Origin of the sequence: Teichococcus wenyumeiae, from assembly GCF_003696345.1 — a bacterium.
GTDB lineage: Bacteria > Pseudomonadota > Alphaproteobacteria > Acetobacterales > Acetobacteraceae > Pseudoroseomonas > Pseudoroseomonas wenyumeiae.
In genome coordinates, this window is the sequence record NZ_RFLX01000015.1 from 1 (window position 1) to 17,823 (window position 17,823).

A 17,823-nucleotide genomic window follows, 5' to 3' on the forward strand; every position below is an offset into this window, starting at 1 on the left:
GAAGCCCGGCTGATCTGCCATCGCCACTGCCTCCGCTGATTGACCTCATTGAATCAGCTCAGCGTGTCAACCGCGAGGTTTTTAGAGGCGTCCAGATGTCGTGCCAACGGGCTTGGATGGAAGGCCGCAATAGCCGCGGACAGGATCCGGGCTATATCACTGCGGCTCGGGGCATAGGATGAGACAGGATAGCCGCCCTGCTGAAGGTCTCATTTACTAAGCTTATCTGCCATGTAATCCTGAACGAGTGGCAGCACGAAACACCCAGAGCCATCCTGAGATACGAGGCCCTCTTGCCGTATGGACGCGATCCAATCGTCAGCCTGAATCGACCGCAGTTATGCTTAGTGGCAGCGGTAGCCACTGCTCTGCTCAGCGCACTCCTTCTCACAATTCCCTTTGCGCACTTTAGAACAACCGGCACAGAAATTATTTTGCCTGCCTACGCGTCCGCAATATTTGTTCTTGAGATCATAACATCAGCTCTTCTTTATACGATGTTTAATGTTCAGAGATCTTCTGCTTTGCTGATCCTGGCTTCCGGCTACCTCTTTGCGGCCCTGATGGTCCCGGGATGGGCAATAACCTTTCCAGGCCTCTTCGCTTCCCTAGGCATCGAAGCCAGCCTCCAGACCACTGCCACGATCGCTGCGTTACGCCGCTTTGCCTTCGCGCTCTTTGTTCTAGGCTATGCGCTTGCTCCAGCAAGTAATCTGACGGTTAGGCCTGCTGTCAGAATTATAATCCAATCCGTATTCTGCATTTTTGCAGTGGCTACAGTGATAACGTGGTTGATTACCAAAGAAATACTGCCGCTACCTGTCTTCATGGAAGACGCACATCATGTAACAGCCCTTTGGTCCTTCGTTCCAGGCACTGTGATGGCGATCTACCTGCTGAGCATCGCGGTCCTGATTCGGCGGCAGCGATCATCGCTAGACATCTGGGTCTGCCTCGTTCTCTTCTCGCTGGTCATCGAACTGACGCTGCTCTCCTATATCAGCAGCGGCGTCAGGTTCAGCATAGGCTGGTGGGCCGGGCGGGTTTACGGGCTTACCGCTGCAGGCATTGTGCTGCTCGTTCTGCTGGCCGAGACAACAACAGTCTATTCCAAGCTTGCCCGATCCGTGGCTGCCGAGCAGCGTGCCCGGCAGAACCGTCTCACCGCCATGGAGGCCCTGTCCGCCTCGATCGCTCATGAGATCAACCAGCCACTGGCAAGCATCGTAACCAATGCCGATGCAGGGCTGCGTTGGCTGGCCAGAGCAGAGCCACGCATCGACAAGGTACATGCGAGCCTGCAGGCGATCGTATCCGATGGTCACCGCGCCAATAAGATCGTATCGGGCATCCGCGCCATGTTCATGAAAGGCGCACAGGAGCGCGTGCCAGTGGACTTGGCAAGCATTATCAGGGACGTCACAGGATCCGTGGCAGTCGAAGCGGAACTTGCCGGTATCTCTGTCGAGGTCGAATTCGACCCGCGTACGCCGGCTGTGATCGGCAATCCGGTCCAGCTCAGGCAAGTGGTCTGGAATCTTGTTGAGAATAGCCTCGACGCCATGAGGACAAGCAAGGAGCGCCAACGCAAGCTTCGCATCAAGGCCCGCCCGATCGACGATGGGGAAGTCGAGGTCTCGATTCAGGATACTGGTGTCGGGCTGGAACCTGGGACTGAGGAGCAGATCTTTGAGCCGTTCTTCTCCAGGAAGCCAGAGGGAATGGGCATGGGACTGATGTTCTGCCGGGCCGTGATCGAAGCCCATGGCGGGCGCCTCTGGACGTCGCCAAATCTTCCACGCGGAGCTGAATTCCACTTCTCGCTGCCTGGGGCGGAGATGACCGGTCCCGATAGAGGGAGATGAATATGGCAGAACAGTCCATCGTCTTCATCGTCGATGACGATCCATCTATCCGCGCTTCCCTGGAAAACCTCCTCTCCTCAGAGGGCTATGTCACTCAGGCCTTCGAATCTGCACCAGCTTTCCTGAACGCCAACCGTCCGGACCTTCCAGGCTGCCTCGTGCTCGATGTCCGCCTGCGCGGCGCCAGCGGGCTGGAATTTCAGCGTGAATTGAGCCGCCGCGGATTGAGGATGCCGGTGCTCTTCATCACGGGCCATGGCGATGTCCCCATGTCGGTCGCGGCCATGAAGGCCGGTGCCATCGAGTTCCTCCTCAAGCCCTATCGGGACCAGGATCTGCTTGATGCCGTGCACAAAGGGGTCGAGTTGGACCGGCTTCGCCGAACACGCGCCGCCGAACTCGCGGAGCTGCGGGCGCGCTTTGCCGCCATGACACCACGCGAACAGGAACTGACACCGCTCGTCGCCAGCGGTCTGCTGAACAAGCAGATCGCGGCCAAGCTGGAGCTGAGCGAGGTCACGGTCAAGGCGCATCGTGCGCAGATCATGCAGAAGCTTCGCGCGAATTCCTTTGCCGATCTGGTGCGTGCTGTCGACAAGCTTGCCGCTGAGCCAGAATGATCTGAGCTGCCGATACTTTCATATGATTGCCGCAAGCACCGGTTGCGCCGAGCCTTTTGCCAGGGGCGCGATAGCCGCGGCCCAGGTAGAGCTGGCGGGCCTGTGCGGAACATGTTGGCCATTGTCGAGGATGATGCGTCTGCCCGCGCTGCGCTGATCAGCCTCGTCGGAGCCCTGGGTTTCACGGGCCTGGGCTTTCCGGACGCCGCCAGCTTCCTGGCCTTCGAGGATCTGGATGAGGTGCGCTGTCTGATCGCCGATGTGCGCCTGCCGCACATCAGCGGAATCCAGCTACATCATCGCCTGCGCGCCGCGGGGCGGGAACTGCCGACCATCCTGATCACCGCCTACCCGGACCCGGTGTCGTCCCGGAATGCGATCGCGGCAGGCATCCAGGCCTATCTCGCCAAGCCTGTGCAGCCTGACGAGCTGCTCGCGCACCTGCACGCCATTCTGGGCCCCTGACGCTCCGCTGGCCTGATCCCATGCTGCCCAGGTAGGGGCAGACCGATCCAAAGGTACGATGGCCCCGATCCCGCTTCCTTCCTTAGGCTTCCGCCCAGCCAAACAAGGAGACGCTCGATGCCTATGGCCGCACCAGTCCCAGGGAAGGGCCTGCTCGACCCCCGGAACCACATGCTGATCCTGATCGACTTTCAGTCGCAGATGTCCTTCGCGACCAAGTCGATTGACGCAGTCACGCTGCGCAACAACGCTGCCCTGGTCTCAGAGGCTGCGGCAGGCTTCAGTGTCCCCACCATCCTCACCACAGTCGCCGAGAAATCCTTCTCCGGCCCCATGTTCGAGGAGATCACCCGCGCCTTTCCGGGCCAGACGCTGCTCGACCGCACCTCCATGAATACCTGGGAAGATGTCGCGGTCATCGAGGAGGTCAACCGCATCGGCGCGCCGCGCGTCGTGCTGGCCGGACTCTGGACCTCGGTTTGCATCGTGGGCCCTGCCCTTTCTGCCATCGACCAGGGCTTCGAGGTCTATGTCATCGCCGATGCATGCGGTGACGTGTCCGAGGAAGCGCATGAGCGTGCCATGGAACGCATGATCCAGGCTGGCGCCCGTCCGATCACGTCGCTGCAATACCTGTTGGAACTGCAACGCGACTGGGCGCGCGGCGAAACCTACGACATGACCACCGGCATCGCCAAGCGGTTCGGCGGTGCCTATGGCCTCGGCATCATCTACGCCAAAACGATGTTCGGTGCCTCCGAAGGGCACTGAAGGACAGCGTCGTGCCCCCGGATGGACAGATGCCTGCCGGCTTGCATCACACGAGGCAGGGGCAGGACATCGAGCCGGCGGCCACCGTTCCTGCCACATCTGACAGAAGCAACCACGCACCCCAGGACAGAAGGATGGGACGCTATGGCATATGTGACCACCAGCGATAGTGTTGAGATCTTCTACAAGGACTGGGGGCCCAGGGACGCTCAGCCAATCATGTTCCACCATGGCTGGCCGCTCTCCAGCGATGACTGGGACACGCAGATGCTCTTCTTCGTACAGAGGGGCTATCGCGTCGTCGCTCATGACCGCCGTGGCCACGGGCGCTCGGCACAGGTCAGCGAAGGTCACGACATGGACCATTATGCGGCCGACGCCTTCGCTGTCGTCGAGCATCTGGGCCTGAAAGATGCCGTCCATGTCGGGCATTCCACTGGCGGTGGTGAGGTCGCCCGCTATGTCGCGAAGCATGGCCAGCCGGCGCGGCGTGTTGTCAAGGCAGTGCTCGTCAGCGCTGTGCCACCGCTAATGCTGAAAACCGAGAGCAATCCTGAGGGCCTTCCGGTCGAGGTATTCGACGGCTTCCGCAAGGGTGTCGCCGACAACCGGGCGCAGCTCTTCCTCGATGTCGCATCCGGCCCGTTCTACGGCTTCAACCGCCCAGGCGCGGAGGTTTATCCAGGCGTGATTCAGAACTGGTGGCGCCAGGGCATGATGGGCAGCGCCAAGGCGCATTACGACGGCATCAAGGCCTTTTCGGAAACCGACCAGAGCGAGGACCTGAAAGCGATCACTGTGCCGACGCTCGTGCTGCATGGTGACGACGATCAGATCGTGCCGATCGCGGATGCGGCACTGAAGTCCGTCAAGTTGCTGAAGAACGGCACGTTGAAGGTCTACGAAGGCTACCCGCACGGGATGCTCTCGACCCATGCGGAACGCATCAACGCAGATCTGCTGGCCTTTGTGCAGAGCTGATCCACCGGCGCACTCGGAAATCTTTCAGGCGGAGGAGGAGCGCACGCGTGACGAGTTCACCTTCGAACGGCGCCACGGCCGTGCTCATCCACCGCGCCTGGGCTGCTGCGGACATCACCGTTGATGCCGCGTCCATGATCGGCGCTTGCCATACTTCTAGAGAGGTCTTTCATATGAAGCCTTATCTTCTCGCGCTTGGTGTCGGGCTGTTGGTAGGCGTTCTTTACAGCCTGCTGAACGTCCGTTCGCCGGCGCCGCCGGTCGTGGCCCTGGTCGGACTCCTCGGCATCCTGCTGGGCGAGCAGCTCGTCCCGATCGCCAAGCGGCTGCTGGATGGCCATCCTCTCAGCCTCTCGGTGCTGCACGCGGAAGCAAGGCAGCACATCTTTGGCCAGTTGCCCGGCCGAAGTGGAAGGGACACCGTCTGATGACCGCTCCTACACGCCGCACCGTTGCCGGGGGCCTGGCGGCCCTCAGCCTCGCCCTTTCCAGCCGGAGCCCCGCCATGGCCGCCGATGCCGCCCCCGACATGATTCTGCACAATGGCCGGATCACCACGCTGGACCGCGCCCATCCGGCGCCGGAGGCCGTGGCGGTCACCGCGGGACGCTTCTCTGCCGTGGGCGAGGCTGCGACCCTTCTGCCGACGGCCGGCCCTGGCACGCGCGTGATCGACCTTGGCGGGCGGCGCCTGATCCCTGGCCTGATCGACAACCACCTGCATGTGATCCGTGGCGGTCTGAACTACAACATGGAGCTGCGCTGGGACGGCGTCCGCTCGCTCGCCGATGCCATGGACATGTTGCGCAAGCAGGTCGCCATCACGCCGCCGCCGCAATGGGTGCGCATCATCGGCGGCTTCACCGAGCATCAGTTCGCCGAGAAGCGCCTGCCGACGCTGGACGAGATCAATGCTGCCGCACCGGACACACCGGTATTTATCCTGCATCTCTATGACCGTGCTCTGCTGAATGCCGCGGCCTTGCGCGTCGTCGGCTATGACAAGAACACCCCCAATCCGCCGGGCGGCGAGATTCAACGCGCGCCGGATGGCACGCCCACGGGGCTCCTGCTGGCCAAGCCGAATGCCACCATCCTTTACGCGACGCTCGCCAAGGGGCCGGTGCTGCCTTTGGACTACCAGTTGAATTCCACGCGGCACTTCCTGCGCGACCTGAACCGGCTGGGCGTGACTGGCGCCATCGATGCGGGCGGCGGCTACCAGAACTATCCGGACGATTACGAGGTGATCCAGAAGCTGGCCGCGGATGGCGAGCTGACGGTGCGAATCGCCTACAACCTGTTCACGCAGAAGCCGAAGCAGGAGAAGGACGACTTCCTTCGCTGGACAAGCAACGCGAAGTACCAGCAGGGCGACGACTACTTCCGCCTCAATGGCGCGGGCGAGATGCTGGTTTTCTCCGCCGCCGATTTCGAGGACTTCCGGATGGAGCGGCCCGAGCTGCCGCCTGAGATGGAACTGGAACTGGAAGCGGTGGTGCGCATCCTCGTGCAGAACCGCTGGCCCTGGCGGCTGCACGCGACCTATGACCAGACGATCTCCCGCGCCCTCGATGTCTTCGAGAAGGTGGACCGCGAGATGCCGATCGGCGATCTCCACTGGATCTTCGATCATGCCGAGACGGTCAGCGACCGCAGCCTCGAACGCATCGCGCGCCTGGGCGGCGGCGTCGCCGTGCAGCATCGCATGGCCTATCAGGGCGAGTATTTCGTCGAGCGCTACGGCGCCCGAGCCGCCGAGGCGACGCCGCCGGTCGCCAAGATGCTGGAAATGGGCGTCAAGGTTTCCGCCGGGACGGACGCCACGCGCGTCGCATCCTACAATCCCTGGGTGGCGCTCTCCTGGCTCACCACCGGCAGGACCGTCGGCGGCATGCGCATCACGCCCGAACGCAACAGGCTGGACCGGGAGACGGCGCTGCGGATGCTGACGGAGAAGGTGACCTGGTTCTCCAATGAGGAAGGCAAGAAGGGGCAGATCGCAGTCGGTCAGCTCGCCGACATGGCGGTGCTGGACCGCGACTACTTCGGCGTTCCGGAAGACGAGATCCAGGACATCACCTCTGTCCTGACGATCCTCGGCGGCCGCGTGGTCCATGGCGCGGGCGATTATGCCAGCCTCGCTCCGCCTCTGCCGCCCGCCATGCCGGACTGGTCCCCCGTCCGGCGTTTCGGCGGCTACCAGGATCGCCGCGCCTCCGCCACCGGCACAAGGAATGCCCTGGCCCGCCTCGCCCGCTGCTGCGACAGTGCCTGCGGCGTCCATGGGCACGAGCATGCGCGCGCCTGGGCCGCTTCCACCCCTGCTGGCCAGGACCAGGGCTTCTGGGGAGCCCTCGGCTGCTCCTGCTGGGCCTTCTGAGGATGCGCCCGCCCGCAGGCAGCCTCCCCGTCCCCTTGCGGCAGGCCCTGATCTTCCTCGGCCTGCTCGGCCTCTGCGCCGCCTATTTGCAGGGTGGGTTCAACAAGCTGCTCGATTATCCCGGCGCGGTGGCCGAGGCCGCGCATTTCGGCCTGCCGGTGCCCGGCCTCACGGCGGCCGCCACCATCGCGGTGGAACTGCTCGCGAGCGCTCTCATCCTGTCCGGGCGGCTGCGCTGGCTGGGCGCGCTGGCGCTCTGCGCCTTCACCCTGGCGGCCACCTTCATCGCCAACCGCTATTGGGCGCTGCCACTGGGACAGGAGCGCTTCATGGCGGCTAATGCCTTTTACGAGCATCTTGGCCTCGCCGGCGCCTTCCTGCTCCTGGCCCTGTGGGACCTGCGGCATGACCGCGCCTGACCCAGCAAAGGCGGCCCCCGCCGGCAGCTTCGCGCCCCTCCGCCAGACCACCTTCGCGGTGCTCTGGGCGGCAACCGTCCTCGGCAATACCGGCAGCTTCATGCGGGATGTGGCCAGCTCCTGGCTGGTGACGGACCTTGGTGCCGGGCCGGCCGCCGTGTCGCTCATCCAGGCCGCGGGCACCCTGCCGGTCTTCCTGCTCGCCATCCCCGCCGGCGTCCTGTCCGACATCCTGGACCGCAGGCGCTTCCTGATCGCTGTGCAGCTCCTGCTCGCCTCCGTCAGCATCACGCTGATGGCGCTGTCCTACCTGGGGCTGATGACGGTCAGCTCCCTTGTGGCCCTGACCTTCGTGGGCGGCATCGGCGCTGCCCTCATGGCGCCGACCTGGCAGGCCATCGTGCCGGAGCTGGTGGCGGCACGGGATCTCAAGAGTGCCGTCGCCCTCAACTCCCTTGGCATCAACATCGCCCGCTCCATCGGCCCCGCCATGGGTGGCCTGCTGCTCGCCTCCTTCGGCGCAGCCACGACCTATGGGATGGATGTCGCCAGCTATGTCATCGTCATCGCCGCCCTTCTCTGGTGGCGGCGCCCCGCCGGGGCCGGTGATGTCCTGTCCGAGCAGTTCCTCGGCGCCTTCCGCGCCGGGCTACGCTATGCCCGCGCCAGCCGGGATCTGCACATCGTCCTGCTGCGCGCCGCCGTCTTCTTCGTCTGCTCCAGTGCCGTCTGGGCCCTGCTGCCGCTGGTCGCCCGCAACCTGCTGGGCGGCGATGCCGGCTTCTACGGCATTCTGCTGGGTGCGGTCGGGGCCGGCGCCATCCTTGGCGCGCTGGCTTTGCCAAGGCTCCGCGCTAGGCTGGATGCCGATGGGCTGATGCTGGGCGCCGCCATGGTGACGGCCCTGGCGACGGCCTCCCTGGCCTTCGCCCCGCCGCAGTGGGCCGCGCCTGTCATCCTGCTGCTGCTCGGCGCCGCCTGGATCACCGCCCTGACCACGCTGAACGGCACGGCGCAGGCCATTCTGCCCAATTGGGTGCGCGGGCGTGCACTGGCCGTGTATCTCACGGTCTTCAACGGCGCCATGGCGCTCGGCAGCCTCGGCTGGGGCACGGTGGCCGAGGCCATCGGAGTGCCCGCAACGCTGCTGGCCGGCGCCGCCAGCCTGATCCTCGCTGCCCTGCTGCTGCACCGCGTCAAGCTGCCGGTGGGCGAGGCGGATCTCGTCCCGTCCAACCACTGGCCGGAGCCTCTCACGGCAGGCCCTGTCGAGCACGACCGCGGCCCTGTGCTGATCCTGATCGAGTACCGCGTCGCGCAGGAGAACCGCGCGCCCTTCCTGCACATGCTCACCCGCCTCTCGCAGGAACGCAGGCGGGATGGCGCCTATGCCTGGGGCGTCACGGAAGACGCCGCAGACCCCGAATGCGTGATGGAGTGGTTCATGGTCGAGTCATGGGCCGAGCATCTGCGCCAGCACCGGCGCGTGTCGCATGCCGATGCCGACCTGCAAGGCGGGGTGCTGCGCTTTCACATGGGACCCGGCACACCGGCGGTGCGGCATTTCCTGGGCCTCGGGGCGGGGCAGGCCTGAGCGGCGCAGGCTGTCCTGCGCCATTGCGCCGCCGCGGCACCAGGGCAGTCACCGGCGCTCCCGAATGCTTTCCCCTTCTTTCGGGAAAGGTCATCCTCAGAAACGATGACGATGGCCCAGTGCCGTCGAGAGATGCCGCACAGCCTTGCCCAGTGCCGCCGCAACAACAGTTTGGCGTGCTTCGTCCATGCGGCTGGCTGGCGCGGCAACGGCAACCGAGGCGGCGATCATTCCCGTCTGGTCGAAGACGGGCGCGGCGATCGAGATCGACTCCCTTGTTCCGTCGAATTCGCTTCGGGTGACGTTGAAGCCCTGCTCGCGGATCCGGTCCAATGTCTGTGCCAGGTCGCGCGCGGCGGCGGGCGGCAGGCTGCCGAGAACCTGGCGCTGGATATCGGCTTCGGCATGGGCCAGCAGCACGAGGCCCGGCTGCTCCTGCAAGGCGTGGCGGCGGCCAACCAGGCTGTGGCACCGCAATTCCCGGTCCGGTTCCCATTTCGCGACGGTCAGGCAATCCAGCCCATCGCGGATGCGCAGCTTCGTGGTCTCGCCGGTCTCTTCGCCCAGGGCTTTCAGCAGCGGTTGCGCCACCCGCACCAGGTCGTGCTGCGTCGCCGCCGCTGCGCCCCAGATCAAGGCGGCATGCCCAAGCCGGTAGGTGGCGTCCTGCCCTGCCCGGCTGATCACGCCGCGCTGCTCCAGCGTCCAGAGCAGCCGGAAGGTGCGCGCCTTGGTCTGGCCGCAGCGCCGCGCCAGTTCGGTGACGCCATGCCCCGGCGCCTCCGCGATGATGTTGACCAGCTCGAGGGCCGTATCGAGGGCATCGACGGTGTAGTTCGCCGGGTCTTTCGGGGGCGTGCTCATGGGTTCGGCCGAATGTTCATGGCGAAGGTCGCGCCATCCGAGCGCGGACGCAGATGCAGCCGGTCGCGGTATGCCCATTGGGCACGGATGAAGTGGATAGGGATAATGCCGACATCCTCCATGGCCAGCCTGGTCGCTGCTTCGGCCTGGCGCTGCCGCGCGGCAGGGTCGGCGAGGTGCAGCGCGGCCTCGATGATGCTGTCGAGATCCGGCCGGCCGTAGCGTCCGCCGTTGGCGCTGCCAAGGCCGCGCGCCCGGTCGTGGCTGTGCAGCAGGCCCGCCAGCGAGGCCGCCGCATCGCCATTGGCCGGGCCGAAGCCGGCCATGGCGAGGCCCAGCCCGGCATCGCCGGCCGTGCCCGCTGGGTCGAAGCGCGGGAAGAACACGGCAGCCGGCAGCACCTCCAGCGTGGTGCGGATGCCGATGCGGCTGAACATCTGCGCCAGGGCTTCACAGACCTTCGCGTCATTGGGGTAACGGTCGCCCGTGCAGCGCAACGTGACACGGAAGCCCTGGGGATAGCCAGCCGCGGCCAGCAGGGCGCGGGCGCGCGCGGGGTCGGGGGTGGCTGGCGGCAGGCCCTCGACATGGCCGCTCAGCCCGGGCGGAACGAGTTGGCCGCTGGGTTCCGCCTGCCCCTGCATGACCCGGCCGGCAATGGCGTCCCGGTCGACCGCCAGTGTCATCGCCTGCCGGACCCGCAGGTCGCGGAAGGGGTTGCCCGGCAGGGCGCCCCCGTCGAAGGCCGAAACACCGGCCGGGACCGGCAGGCGCTGGTCAAGCTGGAGATAGTTCAGCATGCCGGTGGTGGTGGCGGTGAGCGAAAGCCCCTGGCGGCCGAGGATTGTCTGGTTGAGGCTGGCCGGCACGGCGTCGATCAGGTCGAGGTCGCCGGCGAGCAGCGCGGCGACCCGGGCGGTGTCATTCGGGATGAAGCGGAAGGTCACCTTGTCCCAGGCGGGCCATTCGCCCCAATGGCGCTCATTCCGCGCCAGCGTCACGGCGGCACCGCGCGACCAGCCCAGCAGGCGGAAGGGGCCGGTGCCGATCGCGGCGCGGCCGCCGTCGAAATCCGCTTCCGCCGCATCGGCCGCAGCACGGGCGGAGACCATGCCGAAGGTGCTGAGGTTCCGCGGCAGCAGCGGCGCGGCCTGCCCTGTGACGACGACCAGCGTCAGCGGGTCCTTCACTTCGAGCCCGACAATGCCGCGCGTATAGGAGCGGTAGCTGCGCGGCCCCTCCCCCGAGGCAGCGCGGCGGAGGGAGAAGGCGGCATCCTCCGCGGTGAAGGGGGTGCCGTCCTGGAAGGTGACCCCCGGCCGCAGGCGGAACTCCCACTGCATGGCGTCGGCCGTTGTCCAGGACAGGGCGAGCCCCGGCTCCGGCTCCTGCCGGTCGCCGCTCCGCACCAGCGGCTCATAGACATGCATGGCGAGGGCGCGGTTCGGCCCGAAGGCGACATGCGGGTCGACCGAGGTGATGGCGGCCCCCAGGCCGATGGTGAGTTCGGCCGCCGTGGCCAGCCCGGGCAGGCCGGGAAGAAGCAGTGCGGGCAGGAGAGAGCGGTACATCGGCGGGCTCGGCGGTCAGTGTCCCGCCGTTGTTAACCCCGGGCTAGGGCGCGCGGTAGGGGAACCGCGCCCGCCAGTGCCGCGCCACCTGGTCCCGCCGCGCCAGCCAGACCTGGGGGTGTTTCGCCACGTGGTCAAGGAAGCGCGCCAGCCCGGCCAGCCGGCCGGGGCGGCCGGTGATGCGTGGATGCAGGCCGATGCTCATCAGGCCCGGCGAGCCGCGCAGCCCTTCCGCCAGCAGCACGTCGAAGCTGTCGATGAGGTAGCGGGCGAAATCCTCGCCATTGCCGAAGCCCGGTGCCGTCAGGAAGCGCATGTCGTTGGCATCGAGCGTATAGGGCAGCACGAGCTGCGGTGCCTCGCCGATGACGCGCCAGTAGGGCAGCTCATCGTTGTAGAAGTCGGAGAGGTAGAGCGGCTGGGTCAGCTCGGTCAGCAGCCGCAGGCTGTTGGGTGAGGCGCGGCCGAGATACCAGCCCTCTGGCCCGGCGCCGCAGACCGTCCGGTGCAGGGCCATGGTATCGGTGAGGTAGCGCCGCTCATCGGCTTCGGCGAGGGTGGAATGGTCGATCCAGCGCAGGCCATGGCTGGCGATCTCCCAATCCGCCTCCCGCATCGCGGCCACGGCTTCCGGGTGCCGCGCCAGTGCCATGGTGACGCCGAAGACGGTCACCGGCACGGCGCGAGCGGTGAAGAGGTCCCACAAGCGCCAGAAGCCCACGCGCGAGCCGTATTCGAAGATGCCCTCGATGCTGGCATGGCGTCCTGCTCGCGGCGGGCCGGTGAAATGCTCCGCGAGGAAGCTCTCGGCGTGGGCATCGCCATGCAGCACGCTGTGCTCGCCGCCTTCCTCGTAGTTCAGCACGAACTGCACCGCCAGGGCGGCGCCGCCCGGCCATGCCGGATCAGGCCTGTCGCGGCCATAGCCGCGCAGGTCACGCGGGTAGCCGGATGTCGCGGGATGGAAGGGATTGCCGTTCATCGCGGCATCTTGCGCAGGCGCCGGCAGGCTGACAAGATAATGAAACATCGTTTTGTTGAATGAAACAGTGGCCAGAGGCGTCATGACAGCGCGACCCATCCTGTTGGCCGGCGTGGCCGCTTGCCTGATCGCCGGCCTCCATGCCGGGGCCGCCTGCGCAGAGGGCAACTATCTGATCGTCGGCAATGACGAGAAAACCCAGAACGCGCCGGCCGGCACCAGCGTCCGTGCGCCCGGCAACGACAGTGTCTCGATCATCGACATCACCGATCCGGCGCAGCCGCGCGTCGCCGCCAGCCTGCCGCTGATGAACGGCGTGCAGGGGCCGCCGACGAACCTGCAGATCACGCCAGATGGCACGCTCGGCCTGGTGGCGAACCCGGTGGTGATGCAGCAGGACGGCGCCACCTGGCGCCCCGCACCCGACAACAGCCTGCATGTCATCGACCTCACCGCGCAGCCGCCACGGCTGATCGAGACCATCACTGTGGGCCGGCAGCCCTCCGGCCTCGCCATTGCCCGCGACGGCCGCTTCGCCCTGGTGGCCAACCGGGCGAGCCGCAGCATCTCCGTGCTGTCGATCGACGGCCGCAGCGTACGCCAGATCGCCGAGGTGTCGGTGGAGGACGAGGCCGGCTCCGTGGCCATCACGCCGGATGGAAGGCGCGCCTTCATCACCAAGCACACGGTGCACCGCGTCGGCGTGCTGGAGATCGACGGCACGGCCGTCACCTACGACCGCTCCAGGGACATCGCGACCGGCATCGGCGTCTACACGGTGGAGGTGACGCCCGATGGCCGCTACGCGCTGGCCGCCAATACCGGCGTGCAGGGCGATGGTCATGTGGACACCGTCAGCGTGATCGATGCCAGGGCGAACCCGCCGCGCGTCGTCGACCATGTCACCGTTGGCGACGGGCCGGAGGGACTGGTGATCTCCCCCGACGGGCGCTTCGCCGTTGCGGTGCTGCTGCGTGGCTCGGTCGCACCGCATGCGGCGTGGTCCTATACGCGCAACGGCAGCGTGCGGCTGCTGCGCATCGGGCCGGACGGCGTGCTCAAGGCGCTCAACGAGTTGCCGGCCGGCGGCCTGCCGGAAGGCGGCGCCTTCAGCCCCGACAGCCGCTTCTTCTACGTGGCCAATTTTCTCGACCGCAACCTGCAGGTCTACCGCATCGACGGCGATACACTGGTCGATACCGGCGTGCTGCTGCCCCTGCCCGGCCAGCCCGCGGCCATCCGCGGCCGCCCCTGATTCAAGCTTCGGAGACGACCATGATCAATCGCCGCCAAATCCTGGCGCTGGGGGGCGCCGCGCTGGCCGCGCCGCGCCTGGCGCGCGCCGCCGGTGGCAGCGTGCTGCGCTTCGTGCCGCATGCCTCGCCCGCGGTGCTCGACCCCACCTGGAACACCGCCTATGTCACGCGGAACCACGCCTATCTGGTCTTCGACACGCTGTTCGGCCAGGACGCCGCCTTCCGCTACCAGCCGCAGATGCTGGATGGGTTCGAGACCACGGATGGCGGCCTCCGCTGGACGCTGAGGCTGCGGGAAGGCCAGAAGTTCCACGATGGCACGCCGGTGCTGGCGCGGGACTGCGTGGCCAGCATCCGCCGCTGGGCCCGCCGCGACGACATCGGGCGTGCCCTGATGGCGGCGACGGATGAACTGCTGGCGGCCAGTGACCGCGACATCGTGTTCCGCCTGAAGCGGCCCTATCCCTTGCTGCCCATGGCGCTGGGCAAAACCTGCCTGATGACGGCGGCGATGATGCCCGAGCGGTTGGCGGCGGGCGATCCGGACCGGCCCATCGCGGAGATGGTCGGCAGCGGGCCCTTCCGCTTCAAGCCCGACGAATATGTCGCCAACAGCCGCCTGGTCTACGAGAAGTTCGCGGATTATCGGCCGCGCGAGACCGGAAGCGCCGAGGGCACGGCCGGCCCGAAGCACGTGGCCCTCGACCGTGTCGAGTGGGTGGTCATGCCCGATCCCTCCACCGCCAGTGCCGCGCTCCAATCCGGCGAGGTGGATTGGTGGGAACAACCGCATAGCGACATGCTGCCGCTGCTGCGCCGGAGCCGCCGCCTGCGGATCGGGACGCTCGACCCCACGGGCTATATTGCCTCGCTCCGCGTCAATCACCTCCAGGGCCCGACCGCGAATCCCGCCATCCGCCGGCTGATGCTCGCCGCGATCAGCCAGCGCGATGTCGTCATGGCGATGGCTGGCACCGAGCCGACCCTGTGGCGCGAGCGCGTCGGCTTCTTCTGCCCCGGCACGGAACTGGCGAGCGAGGCCGGCATGTCGGCGCTGGAGGCACCGCATGACGCGGCGGCGCTGGCGGCCGCCGGCTATCGCGGCGAGACGCTGCGGCTGCTGGTGCCGGGCGACCTGCCGCTGAACCAGCTCGCCTCCACCGTGGTTGCCGATGCGCTCGACCGCGCCGGCTTCAAGGTGGATGTCGCGACGATGGATTTCGGCTCGGTGCTGCAGCGGCGCATGAAGCAGGAGCCGATCGACCAGGGTGGGTGGAGCGCCTGGCTCGTACTGAATGCCGGGACGGACCAGCTGAACCCGGGTGTCCATGCGACGCTGCGGGGCGATGGCAGCCTGGGCAATGGCTGGTGCCGCAGTCCGGAGATCGAGGCCGCGCGTGATGCGTGGTTCGCCGCTCCCGATGCCACGGCGCAACTTGATGCGGCGCGCCGGTTGCAGGAGATCGCCTACACGGATGTACCCTATATTCCGCTGGGGCAGACCGCCATGCTGACGGCGATGCGCAGCAACTTCACCGGGATGATCCCTGGGTTGCCGGTCTTCTGGGGACTGCGTCCCGCCTGAGGAGAGCAGGCTTCAGACATCGTTGATTCACGAGAGGACGGCAGCGGCAAGGCTGGTGGCGCAGAGAGCGTGGCGATGCTGCACCGGTCCTTGAGCCTGCTGAACATGTTCCCGGTGCCGTGCCGCTGGCGGAGCGCGCTGGGATATGGACCGCACTGCTTGCGGCCGCGACGTGGCGGGGTTCATGGCACTGCCGGGAGCGGGCTCGATGCCACGAACGGCCAGGGCTTGGCGGAGGCTGTCTCTGTCACAGCCCTCGTCGCCGATCAGGGCGCGGACGGACGGCGGGCCATTCAGCATCAACGCTGCGCCTTGAGGTGAGTGGTGTCGATCGATCAGGCTGGCCTTTGCATCCGCAGAAGGCCATTGCGGGTTACGTGGATGATGCCGTGGAAAACCCGCTGATCATCGGCCTGCGGGCCTCCGTGCGGGAGCGGGAACTGGCCCCGGTCCGCTGGATCTGCGCCTTTATCAGCCAGAAGAGCTCAGCCATGGCAGCATTCTGGCCGCCATGGAATCACAGCAGGATCAAAGCACAAGAGGATCGTGAATAGGTCCCGAGCCCAGATAAATACCAGTCGTTGCCAAAGCTGGACATTAATAGTGCTTGTAAATCGAGTGGCCGGATTCTATATAGGTTTTGTCAGTTTCGTTGTTCCGGTTTGCTTCTCCTGCCCATTCATTTGGGTTCTGAGCTTGTTTCCGTTTCAAATTGAAGATGATACGCCGCGCAATACTGCACGGCGGTTTTCCGTTTTGATCGGAATAATCTCATGGCTATCGGCACCGTTAAGTGGTTCAACACGACCAAGGGCTTCGGCTTCATTCAGCCCGAGGACGGCTCCAAGGACGTCTTCCTGCACATCTCCGACGTTCAGCGCGCCGGCATGGACGTTCGTGAGGGCGACAAGCTCTCCTACGACGTCCAGAGCGGCCAGCAGGGCAAGGTCTCGGCCTGCAATCTGCGCCAGGCCTAACCAAGGGTTGAGCGGCCATATGGCCGCTCCCCAATGCCACCGCAGCGCTCGCGCTGCGATGGGTTTGAGCCTCGGCTGGAGATCCAGCCGAGGCTTTTTCTGTGCCTTCAGATCCGATCCGGCCGCGCCTCGCGCGTGAGCCCCGCCTTGCGCCTTCTGCCAATGGGCACGACCCACCGCTACTCCCTGCGCCTGGCCCGCCATCTTCAAGCACTTGGTGCAATGGCCATCGTGGGCACAACGCGCCATGGCTCGCGCAGTGGTGGATTGCTGGCTCCAAGACTGGCCCGGTAGGCTGGTTCTCTACCCAGGCGATGCCGCAGCGCCCATCCCATGTGAGAGTGCTCCATTTGATTGAACAGTATGGCTGGTCTGACACCCTGCGGCTGGCCTTTGAGCCGCATGCGCGCGCCGGCCATGTCCCAGGACGTATCGTCGTCCAGCAACGTGAAGCGCATCTGGTGGCCACGGCTGGCGGCAACTTGAGCGCCAGACTTTCCGGCCGCCTGCGCCACGAGGCTCGGGAGGCGGGCCATCCGGCTGCCGGCGATTGGGTGGCCCTGTCGGTGAAAGCCGGCGAAGATAAAGCCACCATTCATGCCGTCCTGCCTCGCCGTACAGCCTTCGTACGCCGCGCAGCCGACAGCGTGCAGACGCTGCAGGTCATCGCCGCCAATATCGACGTTGTTTTCGTCGTCACCTCCATGAATGCCGACCTCAATCCACGCCGGCTTGAGCGCTTTCTCGCGGCTGCCTGGCAGAGCGGGGCACGGCCGGTGGTGGTGCTGACCAAATCCGACCTGTGCGAGCAACCCGAGAGCCTGGCCGCCGAGATCGCCACCCTGGCGGCGGGCTGCCCGGTGCTTGTTGTTTCGGCGCGCCAGGATCATGGCCTGGGCGGCCTGCGGGATCACATTGCGCCGGGCGAGACCTGTGTGCTGATCGGCTCATCGGGCGTCGGCAAATCCACCCTGGTGAATGCCTTGCTGGGCGAAGAGCGGATGGCGACCCAGGACATCCGCGCGGCGGATGCCAAGGGGCGTCACACCACCAGCCATCGCCAGCTCGTCCTTCTTCCTGGCGGCGGGATGATCCTCGATACGCCCGGCATACGCGAAGTGGGCCTGGTCGAGGCGGATGAGGGTCTCAGCACGGTCTTCGACGACATAGAAAACCTGGCGCTGAATTGCCGCTTTCGCAACTGCGGACACAGCAGCGAGCCGGGCTGCGCGGTACACGCCGCACTGGACGAGGGCACCCTCGACGCCGGCCGCTGGGCGCATTTCCAGAAGCTGAGCCAGGAACTGGCATCTTCAGCACTGATGAAATCCCAGGTGGTGCATGAGGTCGAGCGCCGGCGCCTGGCTCTGCTGCAAAAGACCTATCGTACGAGCAAGAGAGATCTGCGAAGCCTGTGATTCCAGGCCGGCGCCCGGCCACGAATGCCCTCACCGGCCGCAGATGCTGAACAGAACGATGCACACCACCAA

17 protein-coding genes are annotated in these 17,823 nt (G+C 66.2%); 14 read left to right on the forward strand and 3 right to left on the reverse strand.

Translation table 11 applies throughout. The features are described from left to right. Window positions 1–434: 434 nt before the first annotated feature. The 9 genes from EBE87_RS18105 to EBE87_RS18145 all read left to right on the forward strand — a co-directional run bounded on the left by EBE87_RS18105 (window position 435) and on the right by EBE87_RS18145 (window position 9,098). On the forward strand, window positions 435–1,865 hold the full coding sequence (locus EBE87_RS18105; RefSeq protein ID WP_199707077.1) for an MASE4 domain-containing protein: 1,431 nt from the start codon (window positions 435–437) through the stop codon (window positions 1,863–1,865). 2 nt (window positions 1,866–1,867) lie between these two features. Further along, window positions 1,868–2,485 carry a response regulator transcription factor gene (locus EBE87_RS18110; RefSeq protein ID WP_120636615.1) on the forward strand — a complete coding sequence of 206 codons (618 nt, stop codon included), beginning with the start codon at window positions 1,868–1,870 and terminating at the stop codon, window positions 2,483–2,485. A gap of 111 nt (window positions 2,486–2,596) precedes the next feature. Further along, entirely contained in the window at window positions 2,597–2,950 is a 354-nt protein-coding gene (locus EBE87_RS18115; RefSeq protein ID WP_199707073.1) for a response regulator transcription factor, read from the forward strand. A 123-nt stretch (window positions 2,951–3,073) separates the two neighbouring features. After that, window positions 3,074–3,721, forward strand: a complete 648-nt coding sequence (locus EBE87_RS18120) for a hydrolase (RefSeq protein ID WP_233553006.1) — start codon at window positions 3,074–3,076, stop codon at window positions 3,719–3,721. Window positions 3,722–3,865: 144 nt separating this feature from the next. Next, window positions 3,866–4,702, forward strand: coding sequence for an alpha/beta fold hydrolase (locus tag EBE87_RS18125; RefSeq protein WP_120636612.1), 837 nt, complete (start codon window positions 3,866–3,868; stop codon window positions 4,700–4,702). A 47-nt stretch (window positions 4,703–4,749) separates the two neighbouring features. Next, window positions 4,750–5,130, forward strand: coding sequence for a DUF1427 family protein (locus EBE87_RS18130; RefSeq protein ID WP_233553005.1), 381 nt, complete (start codon window positions 4,750–4,752; stop codon window positions 5,128–5,130). Further along, a complete protein-coding gene (locus EBE87_RS18135; protein ID WP_120636610.1) occupies window positions 5,130–7,085 on the forward strand; it encodes an amidohydrolase in 1,956 nt (651 codons plus the stop codon). Before EBE87_RS18130 ends, EBE87_RS18135 begins: the two co-directional genes overlap by 1 nt. Window positions 7,086–7,120: 35 nt before the next feature. After that, on the forward strand, window positions 7,121–7,504 hold the full coding sequence (locus EBE87_RS18140; RefSeq protein ID WP_233553003.1) for a DoxX family protein: 384 nt from the start codon (window positions 7,121–7,123) through the stop codon (window positions 7,502–7,504). Next, window positions 7,491–9,098, forward strand: a complete 1,608-nt coding sequence (locus tag EBE87_RS18145; protein ID WP_120636608.1) for an MFS transporter — start codon at window positions 7,491–7,493, stop codon at window positions 9,096–9,098. The genes EBE87_RS18140 and EBE87_RS18145 overlap by 14 nt, the downstream gene beginning before the upstream one ends. Window positions 9,099–9,194: 96 nt before the next feature. Here EBE87_RS18145 and EBE87_RS18150 read toward each other — a convergent pair whose 3' ends face one another. The 3 genes from EBE87_RS18150 to EBE87_RS18160 are packed head-to-tail and all read right to left on the reverse strand — an operon-like array spanning window position 9,195 to window position 12,515. Continuing rightward, window positions 9,195–9,962: an IclR family transcriptional regulator gene (locus EBE87_RS18150; RefSeq protein ID WP_158600798.1), complete on the reverse strand. Its 768-nt coding sequence runs from the start codon at window positions 9,960–9,962 to the stop codon at window positions 9,195–9,197. Further along, window positions 9,959–11,533 carry an ABC transporter substrate-binding protein gene (locus EBE87_RS18155; protein ID WP_120636607.1) on the reverse strand — a complete coding sequence of 525 codons (1,575 nt, stop codon included), beginning with the start codon at window positions 11,531–11,533 and terminating at the stop codon, window positions 9,959–9,961. Before EBE87_RS18155 ends, EBE87_RS18150 begins: the two co-directional genes overlap by 4 nt. Window positions 11,534–11,576: 43 nt before the next feature. Beyond that, a complete protein-coding gene (locus tag EBE87_RS18160; protein ID WP_120636622.1) occupies window positions 11,577–12,515 on the reverse strand; it encodes a polysaccharide deacetylase family protein in 939 nt (312 codons plus the stop codon). Window positions 12,516–12,597: 82 nt separating this feature from the next. Between EBE87_RS18160 and EBE87_RS18165 the strand changes: the two genes are divergently transcribed. The 5 genes from EBE87_RS18165 to rsgA all read left to right on the forward strand — a co-directional run bounded on the left by EBE87_RS18165 (window position 12,598) and on the right by rsgA (window position 17,751). After that, a complete protein-coding gene (locus EBE87_RS18165; RefSeq protein ID WP_120636606.1) occupies window positions 12,598–13,770 on the forward strand; it encodes a lactonase family protein in 1,173 nt (390 codons plus the stop codon). Window positions 13,771–13,790: 20 nt separating this feature from the next. Then, window positions 13,791–15,356, forward strand: coding sequence for an ABC transporter substrate-binding protein (locus tag EBE87_RS18170; protein ID WP_120636605.1), 1,566 nt, complete (start codon window positions 13,791–13,793; stop codon window positions 15,354–15,356). A gap of 347 nt (window positions 15,357–15,703) precedes the next feature. Further along, on the forward strand, window positions 15,704–15,910 hold the full coding sequence (locus tag EBE87_RS18175; RefSeq protein ID WP_120636604.1) for a hypothetical protein: 207 nt from the start codon (window positions 15,704–15,706) through the stop codon (window positions 15,908–15,910). 219 nt (window positions 15,911–16,129) lie between these two features. After that, the gene (locus tag EBE87_RS18180) at window positions 16,130–16,333 is read left to right on the forward strand and encodes a cold-shock protein (protein ID WP_120636603.1); all 204 of its coding nucleotides are present in this window, start codon (window positions 16,130–16,132) and stop codon (window positions 16,331–16,333) included. A gap of 341 nt (window positions 16,334–16,674) precedes the next feature. After that, window positions 16,675–17,751: a ribosome small subunit-dependent GTPase A gene (gene rsgA / locus EBE87_RS18185; RefSeq protein WP_199707071.1), complete on the forward strand. Its 1,077-nt coding sequence runs from the start codon at window positions 16,675–16,677 to the stop codon at window positions 17,749–17,751. Window positions 17,752–17,823 lie beyond the last annotated feature (72 nt).

Excerpts from the sequence above, each read along its gene's own strand:
- EBE87_RS18135 (WP_120636610.1), top strand. The coding sequence starts at position 5,130 with ATGACCGCTCCTACACGCCGCACCGTTGCCGGGGGCCTGGCGGCCCTC.
- EBE87_RS18115 (WP_199707073.1), top strand. The coding sequence starts at position 2,597 with ATGTTGGCCATTGTCGAGGATGATGCGTCTGCCCGCGCTGCGCTGATC.
- EBE87_RS18150 (WP_158600798.1), bottom strand. The coding sequence starts at position 9,962 with ATGAGCACGCCCCCGAAAGACCCGGCGAACTACACCGTCGATGCCCTC.
- EBE87_RS18155 (WP_120636607.1), bottom strand. The coding sequence starts at position 11,533 with ATGTACCGCTCTCTCCTGCCCGCACTGCTTCTTCCCGGCCTGCCCGGG.
- EBE87_RS18145 (WP_120636608.1), top strand. The coding sequence starts at position 7,491 with ATGACCGCGCCTGACCCAGCAAAGGCGGCCCCCGCCGGCAGCTTCGCG.
- EBE87_RS18170 (WP_120636605.1), top strand. The coding sequence starts at position 13,791 with ATGATCAATCGCCGCCAAATCCTGGCGCTGGGGGGCGCCGCGCTGGCC.
- EBE87_RS18160 (WP_120636622.1), bottom strand. The coding sequence starts at position 12,515 with ATGAACGGCAATCCCTTCCATCCCGCGACATCCGGCTACCCGCGTGAC.
- EBE87_RS18180 (WP_120636603.1), top strand. The coding sequence starts at position 16,130 with ATGGCTATCGGCACCGTTAAGTGGTTCAACACGACCAAGGGCTTCGGC.
- EBE87_RS18110 (WP_120636615.1), top strand. The coding sequence starts at position 1,868 with ATGGCAGAACAGTCCATCGTCTTCATCGTCGATGACGATCCATCTATC.
- EBE87_RS18165 (WP_120636606.1), top strand. The coding sequence starts at position 12,598 with ATGACAGCGCGACCCATCCTGTTGGCCGGCGTGGCCGCTTGCCTGATC.
- EBE87_RS18125 (WP_120636612.1), top strand. The coding sequence starts at position 3,866 with ATGGCATATGTGACCACCAGCGATAGTGTTGAGATCTTCTACAAGGAC.
- EBE87_RS18120 (WP_233553006.1), top strand. The coding sequence starts at position 3,074 with ATGGCCGCACCAGTCCCAGGGAAGGGCCTGCTCGACCCCCGGAACCAC.